Source organism: Herbaspirillum sp. Her4 (assembly GCF_057961335.1).
In genome coordinates, this window is record NZ_CM176330.1 from 737251 (window position 1) to 751879 (window position 14629).

Here is a 14629-nt window from a genome sequence, read left to right on the forward strand (position 1 = left end):
GCGTCACGTGATCGACGACGACACCTTCCACAGATCCACATCGCCATCAGTCGCATGCTTGTCGATGCTGGCCAGTTCCTCCTGCGTGAAGTCCAGCTTCTTGACCGCATCCAGCGAATCGTCGAGCTGCTCGACGGTGCGCGCACCGATCAGTGCAGACGTGACGCGCGCATCGCGCAGCACCCAGGCGATGGCCATCTGCGCCAGGGTCTGGCCGCGCTTGGCGGCGATGTCGTTCAGGGCACGGATGCGCGCCAGGTTGTCCTCCGACAGCATGCGCTGCGGCAGCGACGGCGCACGCGTCACGCGGGCGCCTTCCGGCACGCCGCCCAGGTACTTGCTGGTCAGCAGGCCTTGCGCCAGCGGCGAGAAGCCGATGCAGCCCACGCCCAGTTCTTCCAGCGCCGGCAGCAGGCCGCTTTCAATCGTGCGGTTGAGCATGGAATAGTTGGGCTGGTGGATCAGCAGCGGCACGCCTTCGCTCTTGAGGATGGCCGCTGCCTTGCGGGTCAGCTCGGGCGAATAGGACGAGATGCCCACGTAGAGCGCCTTGCCCTGGCGATGCAGCTGCGCCAGCGCGCCCATGGTCTCTTCCAGCGGCGTGTCGGCATCGACGCGGTGCGAATAGAAGATGTCGACGTAGTCCAGGCCCATGCGCTTCAAGCTCTGTTCGCAGCTGGCGATGAGGTGCTTGCGCGCACCGCTGGGACCGCCGTAAGGACCGGGCCACATCTGCCAGCCGGCCTTGCTGGAGATGACCAGCTCATCACGGTAGGGCAGGAAATCCTTGGCCATCCAGCGGCCGAAGTTTTCCTCGGCGGAACCGGCCGGGGGACCGTAGTTGTTGGCCAGATCGAAGTGGGTGACGCCACGGTCGAAGGCGCGGCGCAACACGGCGCGGCCGGTTTCGAAGTTGTCGACGCCACCGAAGTTCTGCCACAGGCCCAGCGAGACGGCAGGCAGCAGCAGGCCGCTGCGGCCGGTACGGCGGTAGGGCATGCGGCCATCGTAGCGGGAGGATTCGGCGATATAGCTCATGGGTCTCCTTGGAGAAATGTTCTGCGGGAAGAATCGAGGGGGAACTGCCTGAACTGCCACTTCCTGGGTGGTGTGCTGAAGTCTACGCTTCTCTCACTTATTCATTAAATGCAAAATTTTGATGCGATTGATCTGTCTGACAGATGAATCGCCAGGCCCGTTCCCGACGGATCGTCAGCGCGCCGGCAGGATGATGGTGGCGATCAGGCCGCCCTCCGGATGGTTGCGCAAGAGCAGTTCGCCACCATGGGCCTGCACGATGTTGCGCGAGATGCCCAGACCCAGGCCCATGCCGCCGCTGTTCTGCGCGCGTCCGTGTTCCAGCCGCACGTAGGGCTGGAACAGCGTACCCATGGCATCTTCCGGCACGCCGGGGCCGTGGTCGCGGATCTCGATTTCCACCAGGTCGCCACCGACACCGGCCGAGGGCCGGATGCTGATCTCGACCTTCTGGCCGTAATACAGGGCATTGTCGAACAGGTTGCCGATGGCGCGCTTCAGTGCCAGCGGCTTGGCCATGACGTTGATGCCGGAGGGCGTGAAGGCGATCTCGTGGCCAGCCAGGCGGGCATCGCGGATCATGCGCAGCACCAGCGCATCGAGGCGTACCTCGGTGCGGTTCTCGTGGATGTCGCTGTCCTTCACCGATTGCAGCGCGCCCTTGACCATCATGTCCAGCTCATCGAGATCATCATGGAAATCGGTGCGCATGGCGTCGTCATCCATCAGTTCGGTGCGCAGCTTGAGGCGTGTGATGGGCGTGCGCAGGTCATGCGAGATGGAGACGAACAGGCGCTCACGATCTTCCAGATAGCGCTTGATGCGCTCGCGCATGCCGGAGAAAGCGCGCGCAGTCTTGACGTATTCGCGGCTGCCGGTCTCGGGCAGGCTGGGTACGGTCTCGCCCTTGCCGAAGGCTTCGGCGGCATCGGCCAGCGCGGCCAGCGGACGGGTGGTCCAGCGCACCACGAGGATGGTCAGCAGCAGGATCGCCGCCAATGACAAACCCTGCAGCACCAGGCGGTCCAGCCACAGCGGATTGTCGCTGTCGAGGAAATACGGGTTGGGCATGAGCGCGGCCAGGTAGATCCAGCGGCCGCTTTCCACCTGCATCTGGATCACCAGCACCGGGGCCGAGTTGGGCTTGGTCAGCAGGATGTGCTGCACCCAGTTGTCGGGCAGGTCGTTGACGGTGAGGCCATCGCTGGCCACCGGCAGGCCATCCGGCCAGGCGAAGGCCAGCCGCGCTTCCGGCAGGAAGGGCAGGTCTTCGCGCAGGGTCTGGGCGGCGACATCGATGGCCAGCTTGGCCAGGCGGCTGTCGCCGATCGATTTGACCGGTACCGCGCTGCTGTTGGCATTGATGAAGAAGCGCGTGCCACCCATCTCGCGCAGCTGCTGGATCATCAGCGGGCGATAGTTGGGCGGCAGGGTCATGAAGTAGCGGATCGCCGAAGCGGCGCTGTGGGCCAGGTGCTGGGCGGCGGTGCGGGTCTCGGCCTCGGACTTGCTGCGCAGCTGCACGGCCCAGATCAGGCCACCGGCCACCTGCGTCACCAGCACACCAAAGATCATCACCACCGACAGGCGGCCCAGCAGCGAATCCGGCAGCATCCAGTCCAGCAGCGCAGCCAGGCGACGGCGCAGGCTGGGGGGACGCGCGGCGGCAGCGGGGACAGCCAGCGCTGCCGTCTCCGCCGCCAGGCTCTCAGGCGGCTGCGGCACTGACGTCGGCCGAGAAGACATAGCCGGCACCGCGCACGGTCTTGATCAGGTGCGGCTGGCGGCCGCCATCGTTCAAGCGCAGGCGCAGCTTGCTGATCTGCACATCCAGCGAGCGGTCCAGCGGACCGGCATCGCGTCCGCGGGTTTCTTCACAGAGCACGTTGCGATCGAGCACGTCGCCCGGATGTTCGACGAAATACTTCAGCAATTGATAATCCATGCCGGTCAGCGGCACGACTTCGCCGGCGCTGTCGGTGAGGGTGCGTTCGACCGTGTCAAGCGAGAAGCCGGCGAAGCGGTAGTAGCGTGGCGCCGCACTGTTGTCGATGCCGATGCGGCGGTGGATGGCCTTGATGCGCGCCAGCAGTTCGCGCGGGCTGTAGGGCTTGGCGATGTAGTCGTCCGCACCCAGTTCCAGTCCGACCACGCGGTCGGTCTCGTCGGAACTCGCGGTAAGCATGATGACCGGCACGTTGGATTTGCGGCGCACCGCCTTGCACAGGGCAAAACCGTCGGTGTCCGGCAGCATCACGTCCAGGATCACCAGCGAGAGCTCATCGGCAAAGCGCTGGAACTCGGTCAGGAAGGCTGCGCCATCATGGGCCAGGCGTACTTCGTACTGGTTCTTTTCCAGATAGGCCTTCAACAGGGTGCGGGTCTTCTGGTCATCGTCGACGATCAATATCTTGCGCGTCATGTTGCTGCTCCATCTCCGAAATTCTTAATCGTTACGATTGCGGGCGAGTGTACGCGCAATCGCTGCCAGCCGTTTCTGGGTCTGTTCTTCGCTCAGGTTGCGGTCGAGGAAGAAGCGCTGCACCTCGGCCACGATGGCGTCCTTGGTCGTATCGTCGGTGGCCATGCGGTGCACCAGGCTGGGCGCCTGCCAGGCCGGGCCCTTGCTGAAGGCGCGCCAGGAGTCGCGCGCACAGCGGTCCATGTGCGGATCGGCCGCGCGCAGCACGGGAATCGAACCCTTGATCCTATTGTATTCGGACTGCACGGCCGGCGACATGGTCAGCCGCGCCAGCGTTTCCTGCATGGGCTGGTGCGCATAGTTGCCGGCGAACATGGCCAGGGTGTCGGTACTGTAGAGGTGGAAGTCGCCCGTGCCCGGCGCCGGTGCACAGCCGAACTGCTGGTCCACTTCCATGCCCCAGGCATTGAGCTCGCCCTTGGCCCAGTCCCCCATGATGAGCATGGCGGCCTCGCCGCTGACCATGCTGCGCGCCACTTCCGTCCAGGGCCGCTCGCGCACCGGCTGCGGCATGGCAGAGGCCAGGCTGCGCAGCCGCTTGAGGATATGCAGCATGCGCGCATCGAGATAGGCGGCCGGGCTCATCTCCACGAACAGGCGGCGGTAATAGGCGGGACCGCTCTCGGCCAGCGCGATGTTCTCGAACAGCGTGGCCAGTTGCCAGGCCTCGGCACTCTGCGCCAGCGGCACGATGCCGGTGCCCTGCAGCTTCCTGACGATCTGGTCGAAGTCGTCCCAGGTCTTGGGCGGCGCGAGGTTGTAGCGCTTGAAGATGGCCGTGTTGTAGAACAGCGAGTTGATGCGGTGGATGCCCAGCGGCGCGGCCACCACGTGGCCGTGGTTGTTGAGCAGGGACCAGACGGTAGGGAACATCTGCTTTTCCCAGTTGCCCTGCACGGCCACATTGTCCAGCTCGAGCAAGAGGCCGAGGTCGGCCCACTCGCCGAAGACCACGCCATTCAACTGTGTCACTTCCGGGGCACGATTGGCCAGCACCATGCTCTTCAATACCTTGGCGGCGCCCATGCCGGCGCCGCCGGGGATGGCCACGTCGCGCCACTGGATATCCTGTTTGGCCAGTTGATTGACCACCACGTTGATGGCCTGGCGCTCGCTGGCCGAGGTCCACCAGTGCAGCACCTGCAGGGCATTGCCGGTGGCCGGGGACGGCCCCGCTGCAGGCACCTGCGCATGGGCGGGCAAGGCAGCCAGCCCCAGCGCCAGCGCGAGCAGGCACAGCACGGCCAGCCCGAAGCGGGCCGGGCCGACGCGTGCATTCGCGGGCCGTTTCGTTTTTATCATGGGGGGTGCTGTCTCCAAACCGGAAGAGACTATAGCCGGGTGACTGCCATTGTGCAATTTGTGCAGCAGTGAGCCGCCACCGCACGCATCTTGAAAACGATGAACTCGGTTTAGCTCTTGTTAATAAATGTAAGACTGGTTCTGCTTATCTTATCCACAGGCGCGATCAGATGCTGCGCCACCTTGCCCCCTTGCCGCCTCGGTGAACCCGCCCGCGCCATGCTGCAGGGCCTGTAAGGATATGTAATGCGCAAGGTGCGGCGAATCGACTTAATTTCTTTTTGAATCAAACACTTGCGGCACTCTCCGGCCAGCCGCTGCCCAGGCTCGCATCACATGCGGGCCGCTGCTACTGTCACGGCGTTTCGTGGCGCAGGGCTGCTGCGATCCCCACAAAAACCAAGGAGACCCAAGATGCAGACCGAACAAAAGGCTGGTCGTTTTTCCCTCATCCCTTCCCTCCCGGCATTGCCGCGCCGTCGCCTGCTGGCCGCCTGTGCCCTGGCCTTCGGCCTGACAGGGCTGGCCGCCGCGCCCAGCCAGGCAGGCACGCTGACCATCGAAAGCTGGCGCGTGGATGACCTGCCGCTGTGGCAGGAGGTGCTGATCCCGGCCTTCCAGCGCAGCAATCCGGGCATTACCGTGAAGTTCTCGCCGACCGCCCCGACCGAATACGATTCCAGCCTGGCCGCCCGCATGGCCGGTGGCACCGCCGGTGACCTGGTGGCCTGCCGCCCCTTCGACGTCTCGCTCTCGCTCTACAACAAGGGCCATCTGGAAAAGCTGGACGGCAAGCCCGGCATGGAATTCTTCGCGCCTGCCGCCAAGGCCGCCTGGCAGACCGATGACGGCAAGGACACCTTCTGCATGCCGATGGCCTCGGTGATCCACGGCTTCTTCTACAACACCAAGATCTTCAAGGAACTGAACCTGGAGCCGCCCAAGACGGAGGCAGAATTCTTCAAGCTGCTCGATACCGTCAAGGCCAACGGCAAGTACGCGCCCCTGGCGATGGGCACTTCCGAACAGTGGGAATCGCACCAGGTGCTCTTCACCAGCATCGGCCCCAATTACTGGAAGGGTGAAGAAGGCCGCAAGGCGCTCATCGCCGGCAAGGCCAAGTTCACCGATCCGCAATTCGTGGCCGCCTGGGAATACGAAGCCAAGCTCGGCAAGTACCTGCCCAAGGGCGCATCGGCCCAGACCTACAGCGACAGCCAGAACATGTTCGCCCTCGGCAAGGGCGCGGTCTATCCGGCCGGTTCCTGGGACATCGCTTACTTCAACGGCAAGATGGACTTTGCCGCCTTCCCGCCGCCGGTCCCCAAGAACGGCGATGCCTGCTATATCTCGGACCACAACGACATCGGCATGGGCATCAACAAGAAGTCCAAGAACAAGGATGACGCCTACAAGTTCCTGGCCTGGCTGGGATCGCAGGAGTTTGCCGATCTCTACACCAACAAGGTCACCGGTTTCTTCTCGCTGTCGAACCACCTGATCTCGGTGAAGGATCCGATTGCCAAGCAGATGATGGGTTGGCGCAAGAACTGCGCCTCCACCATCCGCGTCAATTCGCAGATCCTCAACCGTGGCACGCCCAGCATGGAAAACGAGATGTGGAACGTCAATGCCCAGGTGCTCAACGGCAAGATGAGTCCGCAGGATGCGGCGGCCAAGATCCAGGCCGGCTTTGCCAAATGGTACAAGCCGCAACAATGACCTGACGGTCCGGCCAAGCAAGGCACCAACCCGGAGCGAAGGACCCGCCAAGAGGGCCGCTCCCTCCTCTTCAGGAAGAGAGACATCCGTGAAAACCATCCGCGCCTGGCAACTGGCGGTGCTGCTTGCACCCGCCGTGCTGATCTACGCACTCTTCAGCGCCCTGCCCCTGCTCGATACCCTGCGCCTCGGTTTCTACACTGCCAATGATGCAGGCGTGCGCAGCTTCGTGGGCCTCGACAACTACCGCACCATCCTGTTCGATCCCGACTGGTCGGCCGCCTTCTGGAATGCGATGTGGAACAACGTCAAGTTCTTCTGCATCCACATGGCCCTGCAAAATCCCATCGGCCTGTTGCTGGCCTCGCTGTTCAGCCTCAAGGGACTGCGCGGTGCGCGCACCTACCGCACGCTGATTTTCCTGCCCACGCTGCTGTCGGTGGTGATCATCGGTTTCATCTGGCAACTGATCCTCTCGCCGCTGTGGGGCGTGGGCGAGAAACTGCTGGGCCTGGTCGGCCTGGCCGACTGGTTCGCGCCCTGGCTGGGGCAGGAATCCACGGCACTGCTGACGCTGTCGCTGATCTCGGTGTGGCAGTACGTGGGCATTCCCATGATGCTGATCTACGCCGCCCTGCTGGCGGTGCCCGAAGAAGTGCTGGAAGCGGCGCACGCCGAGGGGGCCAGCGGGCTGCGCATCTTCTGGCAGATCAAGCTGCCGCTGATCTACCCGACCCTGGGGCTGGTGACCATCCTCACCTTCGTGGCCAACTTCAATGCCTTCGACCTGATCTATTCGGTCAAGGGCGCGCTGGCCGGCCCCAACTACGCCTCCGACCTGCTGGGCACCTACTTCTATCGCACCTTCTTCGGCTACCAGGCGCAGATCGGCAGCCCGACCATGGGCGCGGCCGTGGCGACCCTGATGTTCCTGGTGATCCTGGCGGGCGTGGGGGCCTATTTCGTGATGGTGCAGCGTCGATTGACGCGCTATGCCCTGTGACGGCAAGGAGAACGGCATGCAGCTTTCCTCCTCCGTCGGCACTTCTTCCACTTCTGCAACTATCCCGACCACCATGCGCAAACCCTCGCTGATTCAACGCAGCTTCGGCCCCGCCGGCCATCTCTGGGTGCATGCGGTGCTGTGCCTGTATGCGGTGATCGCGCTGTTCCCGATTGCGCTCATCCTCATCAATTCGGTCAAGACCCGCAATGCCATCTTCGAAGGCCCGATGGCCCTGCCCACTGCCGAGACGCTGACCTTCGCCGGTTTCCAGAAGGTGCTGGCAGGGACCCACTTCCTGCTCTACTTCGGCAACAGCCTGGCCGTGACACTGGCCGCCCTGCTGCTGATCGTACTCTTCGGCGCGATGGCGGCCTGGGCGCTGACCGAGTACCGCTTCTTCGGCAACCGTGCGCTGAATTTCTTCATCGCCATCGGCATCATGATCCCGATCCGGCTGGGCACGGTCTCGATCCTGCAGCTGGTGGTGGCGCTGGACCTCATCAATACGCGTACCGCACTGGTGCTGGTCTACACCGCGCAAGGGTTGCCGCTGGCGGTGATGATCCTGTCCGAATTCATGCGCCAGATTCCGGGCGAGCTGAAGGACGCGGCGCGCTGCGATGGCGTGGGTGAACTGAGCATTTTCTTCCGGGTGATCCTGCCGCTGCTGCGTCCGGCCATTGCCACCGTGGCCGTGTTCACCATGATCCCGGCCTGGAATGACCTGTGGTTCCCGCTCATCCTGGCGCCCGGCGAAGACACCCGCACCGTCACGCTGGGCGTGCAGCAGTTCATCGGGCAATACGCCACCGACTGGAATTCGGTACTGGCGGCGCTGTCGATGGCGGTCATCCCGGTGCTGATCCTGTACATGGCCTTTTCGCGCCAGCTCATCCGTGGCCTCACCTCAGGCGCGGTCAAATAATTCAAAGGAGACTTCATGGCACACGTCAACATCAAGCAATTGCGCAAGACTTACGATGGCCGCGCCGATGTGCTGGCCGGGCTCAATCTCGATATCCGCGATGGCGAATTCTGCGTACTGGTCGGGCCTTCCGGTTGCGGCAAATCGACCCTGCTGCGCATGCTGTGCGGGCTGGAAGAGATCAGCGGCGGCGAACTGGCCATCGGCGGCGAGGTGGTCAATCACCTGCCGCCGGCCGAACGCGGCATCGCCATGGTGTTCCAGAGCTATGCGCTGTATCCGCACATGAACGTGTACAAGAACATGGCCTTCGGTCTCAAGGTCGCCGGCAGCAGCAAGAGCGACATCGATGCGCGCATCCGGCATGCGGCCTCCATCCTCAAGATCGATCACCTGCTGCAGCGCCTGCCGCGCGAACTCTCGGGCGGCCAGCGCCAGCGCGTGGCCATCGGCCGCGCCATCGTGCGCCAGCCACGCCTGTTCCTCTTCGACGAACCGCTGTCCAATCTCGATGCGGCGCTGCGCGTGCAGACCCGGCTGGAGATCGCCAAGCTGCACCGGCAACTGGCGGCCACCATCGTCTACGTGACGCACGACCAGGTCGAGGCCATGACCCTGGGCGACAAGATCGTGGTCATGCACGAGGGCCGCATCCAGCAGGCCGGTACGCCCCTGGAGCTGTACCAGCAGCCGCAGAACCTGTTCGTGGCCGGTTTCATCGGTTCACCGAAAATGAATTTCTTCCCCGGCGTGGTCACGCGCTGCGACGACAGCGGCGTACAGGTCGAAATCGCCGGTGGACTGCGGCTGCTGGCCGATGTCGATCCGCAGGGTGTCGCGCCGGGTGCAGCCGTCACGCTGGGGCTGCGCGCCGAACAGATCCGCGAAGGGCTGGGCGACGGCCAGCCGCTGCGCGGCGTGGTCAACCTGGTGGAACACCTGGGCGAAGCCAACTTCCTCTACGTGACGCTGGAAGGCGGCCACGACATCGTGGTGCGCGGCGATGGCAATCGCAGCGTGCATATCGGCGAGCTGATCGCGCTCTCCGTGCACAGCCACGCCTTCCATCTCTTCGATGCGCAAGGGCAGGCGCTGCGTCGGCGCAACCCCGGCAACCTGCAGGCGGCTCGCCGCCTCGCCGAGGACTGACGCATGGACGCTATCGCCTATCTGGTGGGCATCGATGGCGGCGGCACCAAGACTCTGGTGCGGCTGACCTCGCCCCAAGGGCAGGTGCTGGCCGAGGCCAGCGGCCCGGGTTCCGCATTGCGCATCGGCGCCGCGCAGGCGTGGCGCGTCATCGGCCAGACCATCGAGGATGCCTTTGCCAGTGCCGGACTCCGGCGTCCCGCCGATGAGACTCTCGCCGTCGGCATCGGCATCGCAGGCGAGAACGTGGCGCAGTGGTCGGCCGACTTTCGGGCACAGGCACCGGCCTTCGGCGTGCTGGAGATCGTCAACGATGGCGTGGCCACCTTGCTCGGTGCGCATGGCGGCGCGCCCGGTGCCATCATCGCGGTCGGCACCGGCACCATCGGTCTGTCGCTGGATCTGGATGGCAGCCGCCGCGTGGTCGATGGCTGGGGCTTTCCCAGCGGCGACGATGGCAGCGGCGGCTGGATGGGCCTGCGCGCCCTGCATCACGCCCAGCTGGCGCTGGATGGGCGCAGCCATCGCGGGCCGCTGGCCGACGCCGTGCTGGACCTGTGCCGCAAGGAACTGCCCGCCGACACGGCACGCGACGAACGCGCCACCCTGCTGGACTGGCTGGCACAAGCGGACCAGGCCGCCTTCGCCCGTGCAGCGCGGCCGGTGGTGGCCCATGCCCATGACGATGTGGCCGCCCGCAGCATCCTGCAGGCGGCGGCCGCCGAGATCAGCCGCATGATCGATACCCTCGACCCCGCACAATGCCTGCCGCTGGCGCTGTGCGGCGGACTGGCCGCTGCCTTGCAGCCCTACCTGGAACGCCGCCAGCAGGCGCGCATCGTCCCGCCGCAAGCCGATGCGGTGGACGGAGCCCTGCTGCTGGTGCGGCGCGCCCTGCAACCCAAGGAGACCCCGGCATGAATGCACTGACCCAATTGCACGGCAACGTGCTCACGCCCCACGGCTGGACCCATGGCAGCATGGTCTTCGACCAGCGCATCCGCTCCATCGACGGCCGCCCGCTGCGGCAGCAGCCGCGCGTCATCGATGAAGGCGACTACATCCTGCCCGGCTTCATCGACCTGCACGTGCATGGCGGCGGCGGGCGCGACGTGATGGAAGGGGGCGACGCGGTGCAGGTGCTCTCGCGCCTGCATGCACGTCACGGCACCACGAGTCTGCTGGCCACCACCATGACCGCGCCGCTGGAGGAACTGGAAGTGGCGTTGAAGGCCATCCGCAGCGCCACCGACGCGCGCTTGCCCGGCCATGCGCGCGTGTTGGGCGTGCATCTGGAAGGGCCCTACATCAATCCCGGCAAGCTGGGCGCGCAGCCCGACTTCGCCATCGCGGCGTCGCTTGAGCAGGTGGATTATCTGGACGGTCTGGCCCCGATCAAGCTCATCACCATCGCCCCGGAAGTGGACGGCCACCTGAAGCTGGTCTGCAAGCTGGCCCATCGCGGCATGAAGGTGCAGATCGGCCACACCGCCGGCAGCTATGACGATGGCGTGGCCGCGCTGGCGCATGGGGCCTCGGGCTTCACGCACCTGTTCAATGCCATGAGCGGCTTTCATCATCGCGCGCCCGGCATGGTCGGTGCGGCGCTGGCCCATGCGCAGTATGCCGAACTGATTCCGGACCTCCTGCACGTGCATCCCGGTGCCATCCGTGCGGCGCTACGTTCCATCCCGCGCCTGTTCTGCGTGACCGATTCCACGGCGGCAGCCGGCATGCCTGATGGCGACTATGCACTGGGCAGGCAAGTGGTACACAAGTGCGCGGGCGGAGTGCGGCTCGACGATGGCACTTTGGCCGGCAGCGTGCTGACCATGGACCAGGCGCTGCGCAACCTCATTGCGCTGGGCATGGACGTGGCCGAAGCCTCGCTGCGCACCTCGACCTATGCCGCCGATTACCTGGGCCTGGCTGACCGTGGCCGCCTGGCCACCGGCCACTACGCCGACGTGGTGGTGCTGGACCGGCAATTTGCCCTCAAGGCTGTCTATGTGGAAGGAGAAGAGATTGACCTCGCTGATGCTTAAGGAAGCCCGCTCTGCGGCCGATTACGTGGCCGTGCAGCTGACCCGCGACCAGGAGCGCTATGCCGCACTGGGCGCGCAACTGCGCGCTGCGCCACCGGCGTCCATCGTCACGGTGGCGCGCGGCAGCTCCGACCATGCGGCCGCCTATTGTGCCTATCTCATCATGGCGCGCCTGGGCCGCATCGTGGCGTCGCTGCCGATGTCGCTGGTGACGCTGAACCGGGCCCCACTGCAGGTGCGCGATGCGCTGGCCATCGCCATCTCGCAATCCGGGCAGAGTCCGGATGTGGTGGAACCGATCCGCTATTTCGACGCGCAGGGAGCGAGCACGGTGGCGCTGGTCAACCAGGCCGATTCGCCACTGGCGGCGGCAGCGCAGTGGAGCCTGCCGCTGCATGCGGGCGTGGAGGCCAGCGTGGCGGCCACCAAGAGCTTCATCGCCAGTCTGGTAGCCGGGGCATTGCTGACGGCGCATTGGCAGGATGATGCGGCGTTGCTGGATGCGTTGGGGCAGTTGCCGCAGGCCTTGCGGGCGGCTTGTGAATGCGACTGGTCAGCGGCGGTCGAGGCTTTGGTCCCGGCCAATCGGCTCATGATCGTGGGGCGCGGTATCGGCTTCCCGCTGGCGCTGGAGGCGGCGCTCAAGTGCAAGGAGACCTGCGCCATCCAGGCCGAGGCTTTCAGCGGCGCGGAAATCAAGCACGGGCCGATGGCCCTGATCGAAGACGGCTATCCGCTGCTGATGTTTGCCACACGCGGCCCCTCGCAGGCCGGCATGCTGGCGCTGGCCGCCGAGATGCGCGCACGCGGGGCCAGGGTCTTGCTGGCGGCCCCCGAGGATGTGATCGAGCGCGACCTCACCTTGCCGGTGGCCGCCACGCCGGACCTCGATCCCATCGTGGCGATCCAGGCCTTCTATGTGATGGCGGCGCAATTGTCGGCCGCACGCGGGATGGATGCCGACCGGCCACGGCATCTCAACAAAGTCACAAAAACGAACTAACTGCAAACCGGGTCATGTCCCGATCAAGCGCCCTGACTCCCGTTCGGCCTGAGTAGGCCCGCAAGGGCCGTATCGAAGGTGCTCCGGCCTTTGCACGCAGGCACACCCCTTCGGCAAGTTCAAGACAGACTTCGATACGCTGCTGCGCAGCTACTCAGTCCGAACGGTAGGTGAGCCACCTGACGCTCATGCCTGTGCCTGCCGCGCCTCCTCGATGAAGGCGCGCAGGTAATCGATCTCCACATCGCTTTCCCGTGCGCCCAGGTAGATGTGCTTGGCGATGCCCTGCTTGCCCAGGCGCACCGGCACGATCGCCATCTGTTCGGCATATTCCAGCACCAGCCAGCGCGGCAGGGCCGCCACGCCGCGCCCGCTGGCCACCATCTGCAGCATGATGTCGGTGGTCTCGATGGTCTTGTGCCTGCGCGGCACGATGCCGGCCGGGGTCAGGAACTGGGTGTAGATGTCGAGCCGGTCCACCGGCACCGGATAGGTCACCAGCACCTCGTTGTTCAATTGTTTGGGCTTGACGTAATCGGCGCCGGCCAGCGGATGGTCGGCCGCCACCACCAGTACCTGTTCGTAATCGAACACCGGCTCGAAGACCAGGCCGGGCTTGTCCAGCGGATCGGGCGTGACCAGCAGGTCGATCTCGTAACCGAACAGCGCACCGATGCCGCCGAACTGGAATTTCTGCTTCACGTCCACATCCACGTCCGGCCAGGCAGCCAGATAAGGCGACACCACTTTCAGCAGCCATTGGTAACAGGGGTGACATTCCATGCCGATGCGCAGCGCGCCGCGCTCGCCCTGGGCGAACTGGCGCAATCTTTCTTCGGCCAGGTTCAGTTGCGGCAGCACGCGGTTGGCGACGGCCAGCAGGTATTGACCGGCTTGCGTCAGACGCAGGTGGCGGCCTTCACGCAGCCAGATGTCGGTGCCGAGCTGCTGCTCCAGCTTCTTCATGCTGTGGCTGAGTGCGGATTGCGTGACGTGCAGCACGCCGGCCGCCGCCGTCAGCGAACCCTGGCGCTCGACTTCCTGCACGATGGAGAGGTGGATGCGGTCCAGCATGATGATGAATGGAACTCATGGTTGAGGAGGAATGCATCATTTTAAGTCATGTCTGAAAACTGCTCATCCGGCCATGTTTCAGTTGTAATCTGCACGGGAAGAAATGACATACAGCGTCAACCAGGGACCGGCAGACTACGTCCATGCCAAGCCGCTTTCCATCCTGATCACTGAACGAGGAGCTCATCATGCGCATTTCTTTCCGCACCCTTTCCGCCCTGTGCAGCATCGCCACCATCGGCACCCTGGCCGTCTTCGCGTCGGCGTTCAGCCAGAGCGCCTATGCCGCCTCGGCCAGTGAACTGGACCAGGCCCTGTCTCCGCATCGCGCCATGGTGCGCACGGCACTGGCCCCCCGGACCGGCAGCGTGAATGACAGCGGCAACACCATGCAACTGGCCTCCAACAGCGAATCTCCTTCCTGCCGCAGCCTGCGCATGCAAGCGGAGCGCGCGCGCACCGGCGACCCGAGCAACGTGCAACGCGCCCCCGTGCCGGGCACCTGGCGCGATGGCCGCTTCACCATGAACGGACCGGGCAACATCGAGTATGGCGAACGCGCCCGCATCGAATCGCGGTACATGAGCGAGTGCCGCTGAAAATATTAGTTTTTCCTTGCTGCATCTCTCCTGTTGGCAGACCTTCATGGTCTGCCTTTTTTGCATTGACCTTGCAAAACGCTGACAAGACCATCTCTCCAACGCCCGCTTCTGGTGCGCCTTTCCAGTCAGTGCTTTGTCAGTTTCCCGTACGGCGCGATCTTTCCGCGTGAAGGAGAACGAAGTCGAACCTTTCTCCATGGCCGTGCTCGAAACCTAACAATGCGAGATGGCCTGGCATGGCCTGCGCTGTTACATCCCATCACAATTCTGCAGTCAACTGC

The 14629-nt window shown here is 64.7% G+C and carries 13 protein-coding genes; 8 read left to right on the top strand and 5 right to left on the bottom strand.

The window, feature by feature from the left end; translation table 11 throughout:
- Positions 1-3: 3 nt before the first annotated feature.
- From mgrA to ACWFUC_RS03405, 4 genes are all read right to left on the bottom strand, one after another.
- Positions 4-1038: an L-glyceraldehyde 3-phosphate reductase gene (gene mgrA, locus ACWFUC_RS03390; RefSeq protein ID WP_209533971.1), complete on the bottom strand. Its 1035-nt coding sequence runs from the start codon at positions 1036-1038 to the stop codon at positions 4-6.
- Between the two features lie 174 nt (positions 1039-1212).
- Entirely contained in the window at positions 1213-2763 is a 1551-nt protein-coding gene (locus tag ACWFUC_RS03395; RefSeq protein WP_121041067.1) for an ATP-binding protein, read from the bottom strand.
- Positions 2747-3460: a response regulator gene (locus ACWFUC_RS03400; protein ID WP_034331706.1), complete on the bottom strand. Its 714-nt coding sequence runs from the start codon at positions 3458-3460 to the stop codon at positions 2747-2749. The genes ACWFUC_RS03395 and ACWFUC_RS03400 overlap by 17 nt, the downstream gene beginning before the upstream one ends.
- Before the next feature lie 24 nt (positions 3461-3484).
- Positions 3485-4822: an ABC transporter substrate-binding protein gene (locus tag ACWFUC_RS03405; protein ID WP_288069796.1), complete on the bottom strand. Its 1338-nt coding sequence runs from the start codon at positions 4820-4822 to the stop codon at positions 3485-3487.
- Positions 4823-5236: 414 nt separating this feature from the next.
- On the opposite strand from ACWFUC_RS03405, the gene ACWFUC_RS03410 reads away from it, so the two are divergent.
- The 7 genes from ACWFUC_RS03410 to ACWFUC_RS03440 all read left to right on the top strand — a co-directional run bounded on the left by ACWFUC_RS03410 (position 5237) and on the right by ACWFUC_RS03440 (position 12672).
- Positions 5237-6544 (top strand): ABC transporter substrate-binding protein, encoded by a 1308-nt coding sequence (locus tag ACWFUC_RS03410; protein ID WP_204726843.1) that lies wholly within the window; start codon positions 5237-5239, stop codon positions 6542-6544.
- 88 nt (positions 6545-6632) lie between these two features.
- Entirely contained in the window at positions 6633-7547 is a 915-nt protein-coding gene (locus tag ACWFUC_RS03415) for a carbohydrate ABC transporter permease (protein WP_134134117.1), read from the top strand.
- Positions 7548-7620: 73 nt separating this feature from the next.
- On the top strand, positions 7621-8475 hold the full coding sequence (locus ACWFUC_RS03420) for a carbohydrate ABC transporter permease (protein ID WP_121041374.1): 855 nt from the start codon (positions 7621-7623) through the stop codon (positions 8473-8475).
- A 15-nt stretch (positions 8476-8490) separates the two neighbouring features.
- Positions 8491-9624, top strand: a complete 1134-nt coding sequence (locus tag ACWFUC_RS03425; protein WP_134134118.1) for an ABC transporter ATP-binding protein — start codon at positions 8491-8493, stop codon at positions 9622-9624.
- Between the two features lie 3 nt (positions 9625-9627).
- Entirely contained in the window at positions 9628-10545 is a 918-nt protein-coding gene (locus ACWFUC_RS03430) for a glucosamine kinase nucleotide-binding domain-containing protein (protein ID WP_489624106.1), read from the top strand.
- The gene (nagA, locus tag ACWFUC_RS03435) at positions 10542-11669 is read left to right on the top strand and encodes an N-acetylglucosamine-6-phosphate deacetylase (protein WP_489624107.1); all 1128 of its coding nucleotides are present in this window, start codon (positions 10542-10544) and stop codon (positions 11667-11669) included. The genes ACWFUC_RS03430 and nagA overlap by 4 nt, the downstream gene beginning before the upstream one ends.
- Positions 11662-12672 (top strand): SIS domain-containing protein, encoded by a 1011-nt coding sequence (locus ACWFUC_RS03440; protein ID WP_489625591.1) that lies wholly within the window; start codon positions 11662-11664, stop codon positions 12670-12672. The genes nagA and ACWFUC_RS03440 overlap by 8 nt, the downstream gene beginning before the upstream one ends.
- A gap of 186 nt (positions 12673-12858) precedes the next feature.
- Here ACWFUC_RS03440 and ACWFUC_RS03445 read toward each other — a convergent pair whose 3' ends face one another.
- Positions 12859-13746: a LysR family transcriptional regulator gene (locus ACWFUC_RS03445; protein ID WP_121041079.1), complete on the bottom strand. Its 888-nt coding sequence runs from the start codon at positions 13744-13746 to the stop codon at positions 12859-12861.
- A 188-nt stretch (positions 13747-13934) separates the two neighbouring features.
- Here ACWFUC_RS03445 and ACWFUC_RS03450 point away from each other — a divergent pair, with 188 nt between their 5' ends.
- On the top strand, positions 13935-14345 hold the full coding sequence (locus ACWFUC_RS03450) for a hypothetical protein (protein ID WP_034331714.1): 411 nt from the start codon (positions 13935-13937) through the stop codon (positions 14343-14345).
- Positions 14346-14629: the final 284 nt, after the last annotated feature.

Excerpts from the sequence above, each read along its gene's own strand:
- mgrA (WP_209533971.1), bottom strand. The coding sequence starts at position 1,038 with ATGAGCTATATCGCCGAATCCTCCCGCTACGATGGCCGCATGCCCTAC.
- ACWFUC_RS03400 (WP_034331706.1), bottom strand. The coding sequence starts at position 3,460 with ATGACGCGCAAGATATTGATCGTCGACGATGACCAGAAGACCCGCACC.
- ACWFUC_RS03405 (WP_288069796.1), bottom strand. The coding sequence starts at position 4,822 with ATGATAAAAACGAAACGGCCCGCGAATGCACGCGTCGGCCCGGCCCGC.
- ACWFUC_RS03410 (WP_204726843.1), top strand. The coding sequence starts at position 5,237 with ATGCAGACCGAACAAAAGGCTGGTCGTTTTTCCCTCATCCCTTCCCTC.
- ACWFUC_RS03420 (WP_121041374.1), top strand. The coding sequence starts at position 7,621 with ATGCGCAAACCCTCGCTGATTCAACGCAGCTTCGGCCCCGCCGGCCAT.
- ACWFUC_RS03425 (WP_134134118.1), top strand. The coding sequence starts at position 8,491 with ATGGCACACGTCAACATCAAGCAATTGCGCAAGACTTACGATGGCCGC.
- ACWFUC_RS03430 (WP_489624106.1), top strand. The coding sequence starts at position 9,628 with ATGGACGCTATCGCCTATCTGGTGGGCATCGATGGCGGCGGCACCAAG.
- nagA (WP_489624107.1), top strand. The coding sequence starts at position 10,542 with ATGAATGCACTGACCCAATTGCACGGCAACGTGCTCACGCCCCACGGC.
- ACWFUC_RS03440 (WP_489625591.1), top strand. The coding sequence starts at position 11,662 with ATGCTTAAGGAAGCCCGCTCTGCGGCCGATTACGTGGCCGTGCAGCTG.
- ACWFUC_RS03445 (WP_121041079.1), bottom strand. The coding sequence starts at position 13,746 with ATGCTGGACCGCATCCACCTCTCCATCGTGCAGGAAGTCGAGCGCCAG.
- ACWFUC_RS03450 (WP_034331714.1), top strand. The coding sequence starts at position 13,935 with ATGCGCATTTCTTTCCGCACCCTTTCCGCCCTGTGCAGCATCGCCACC.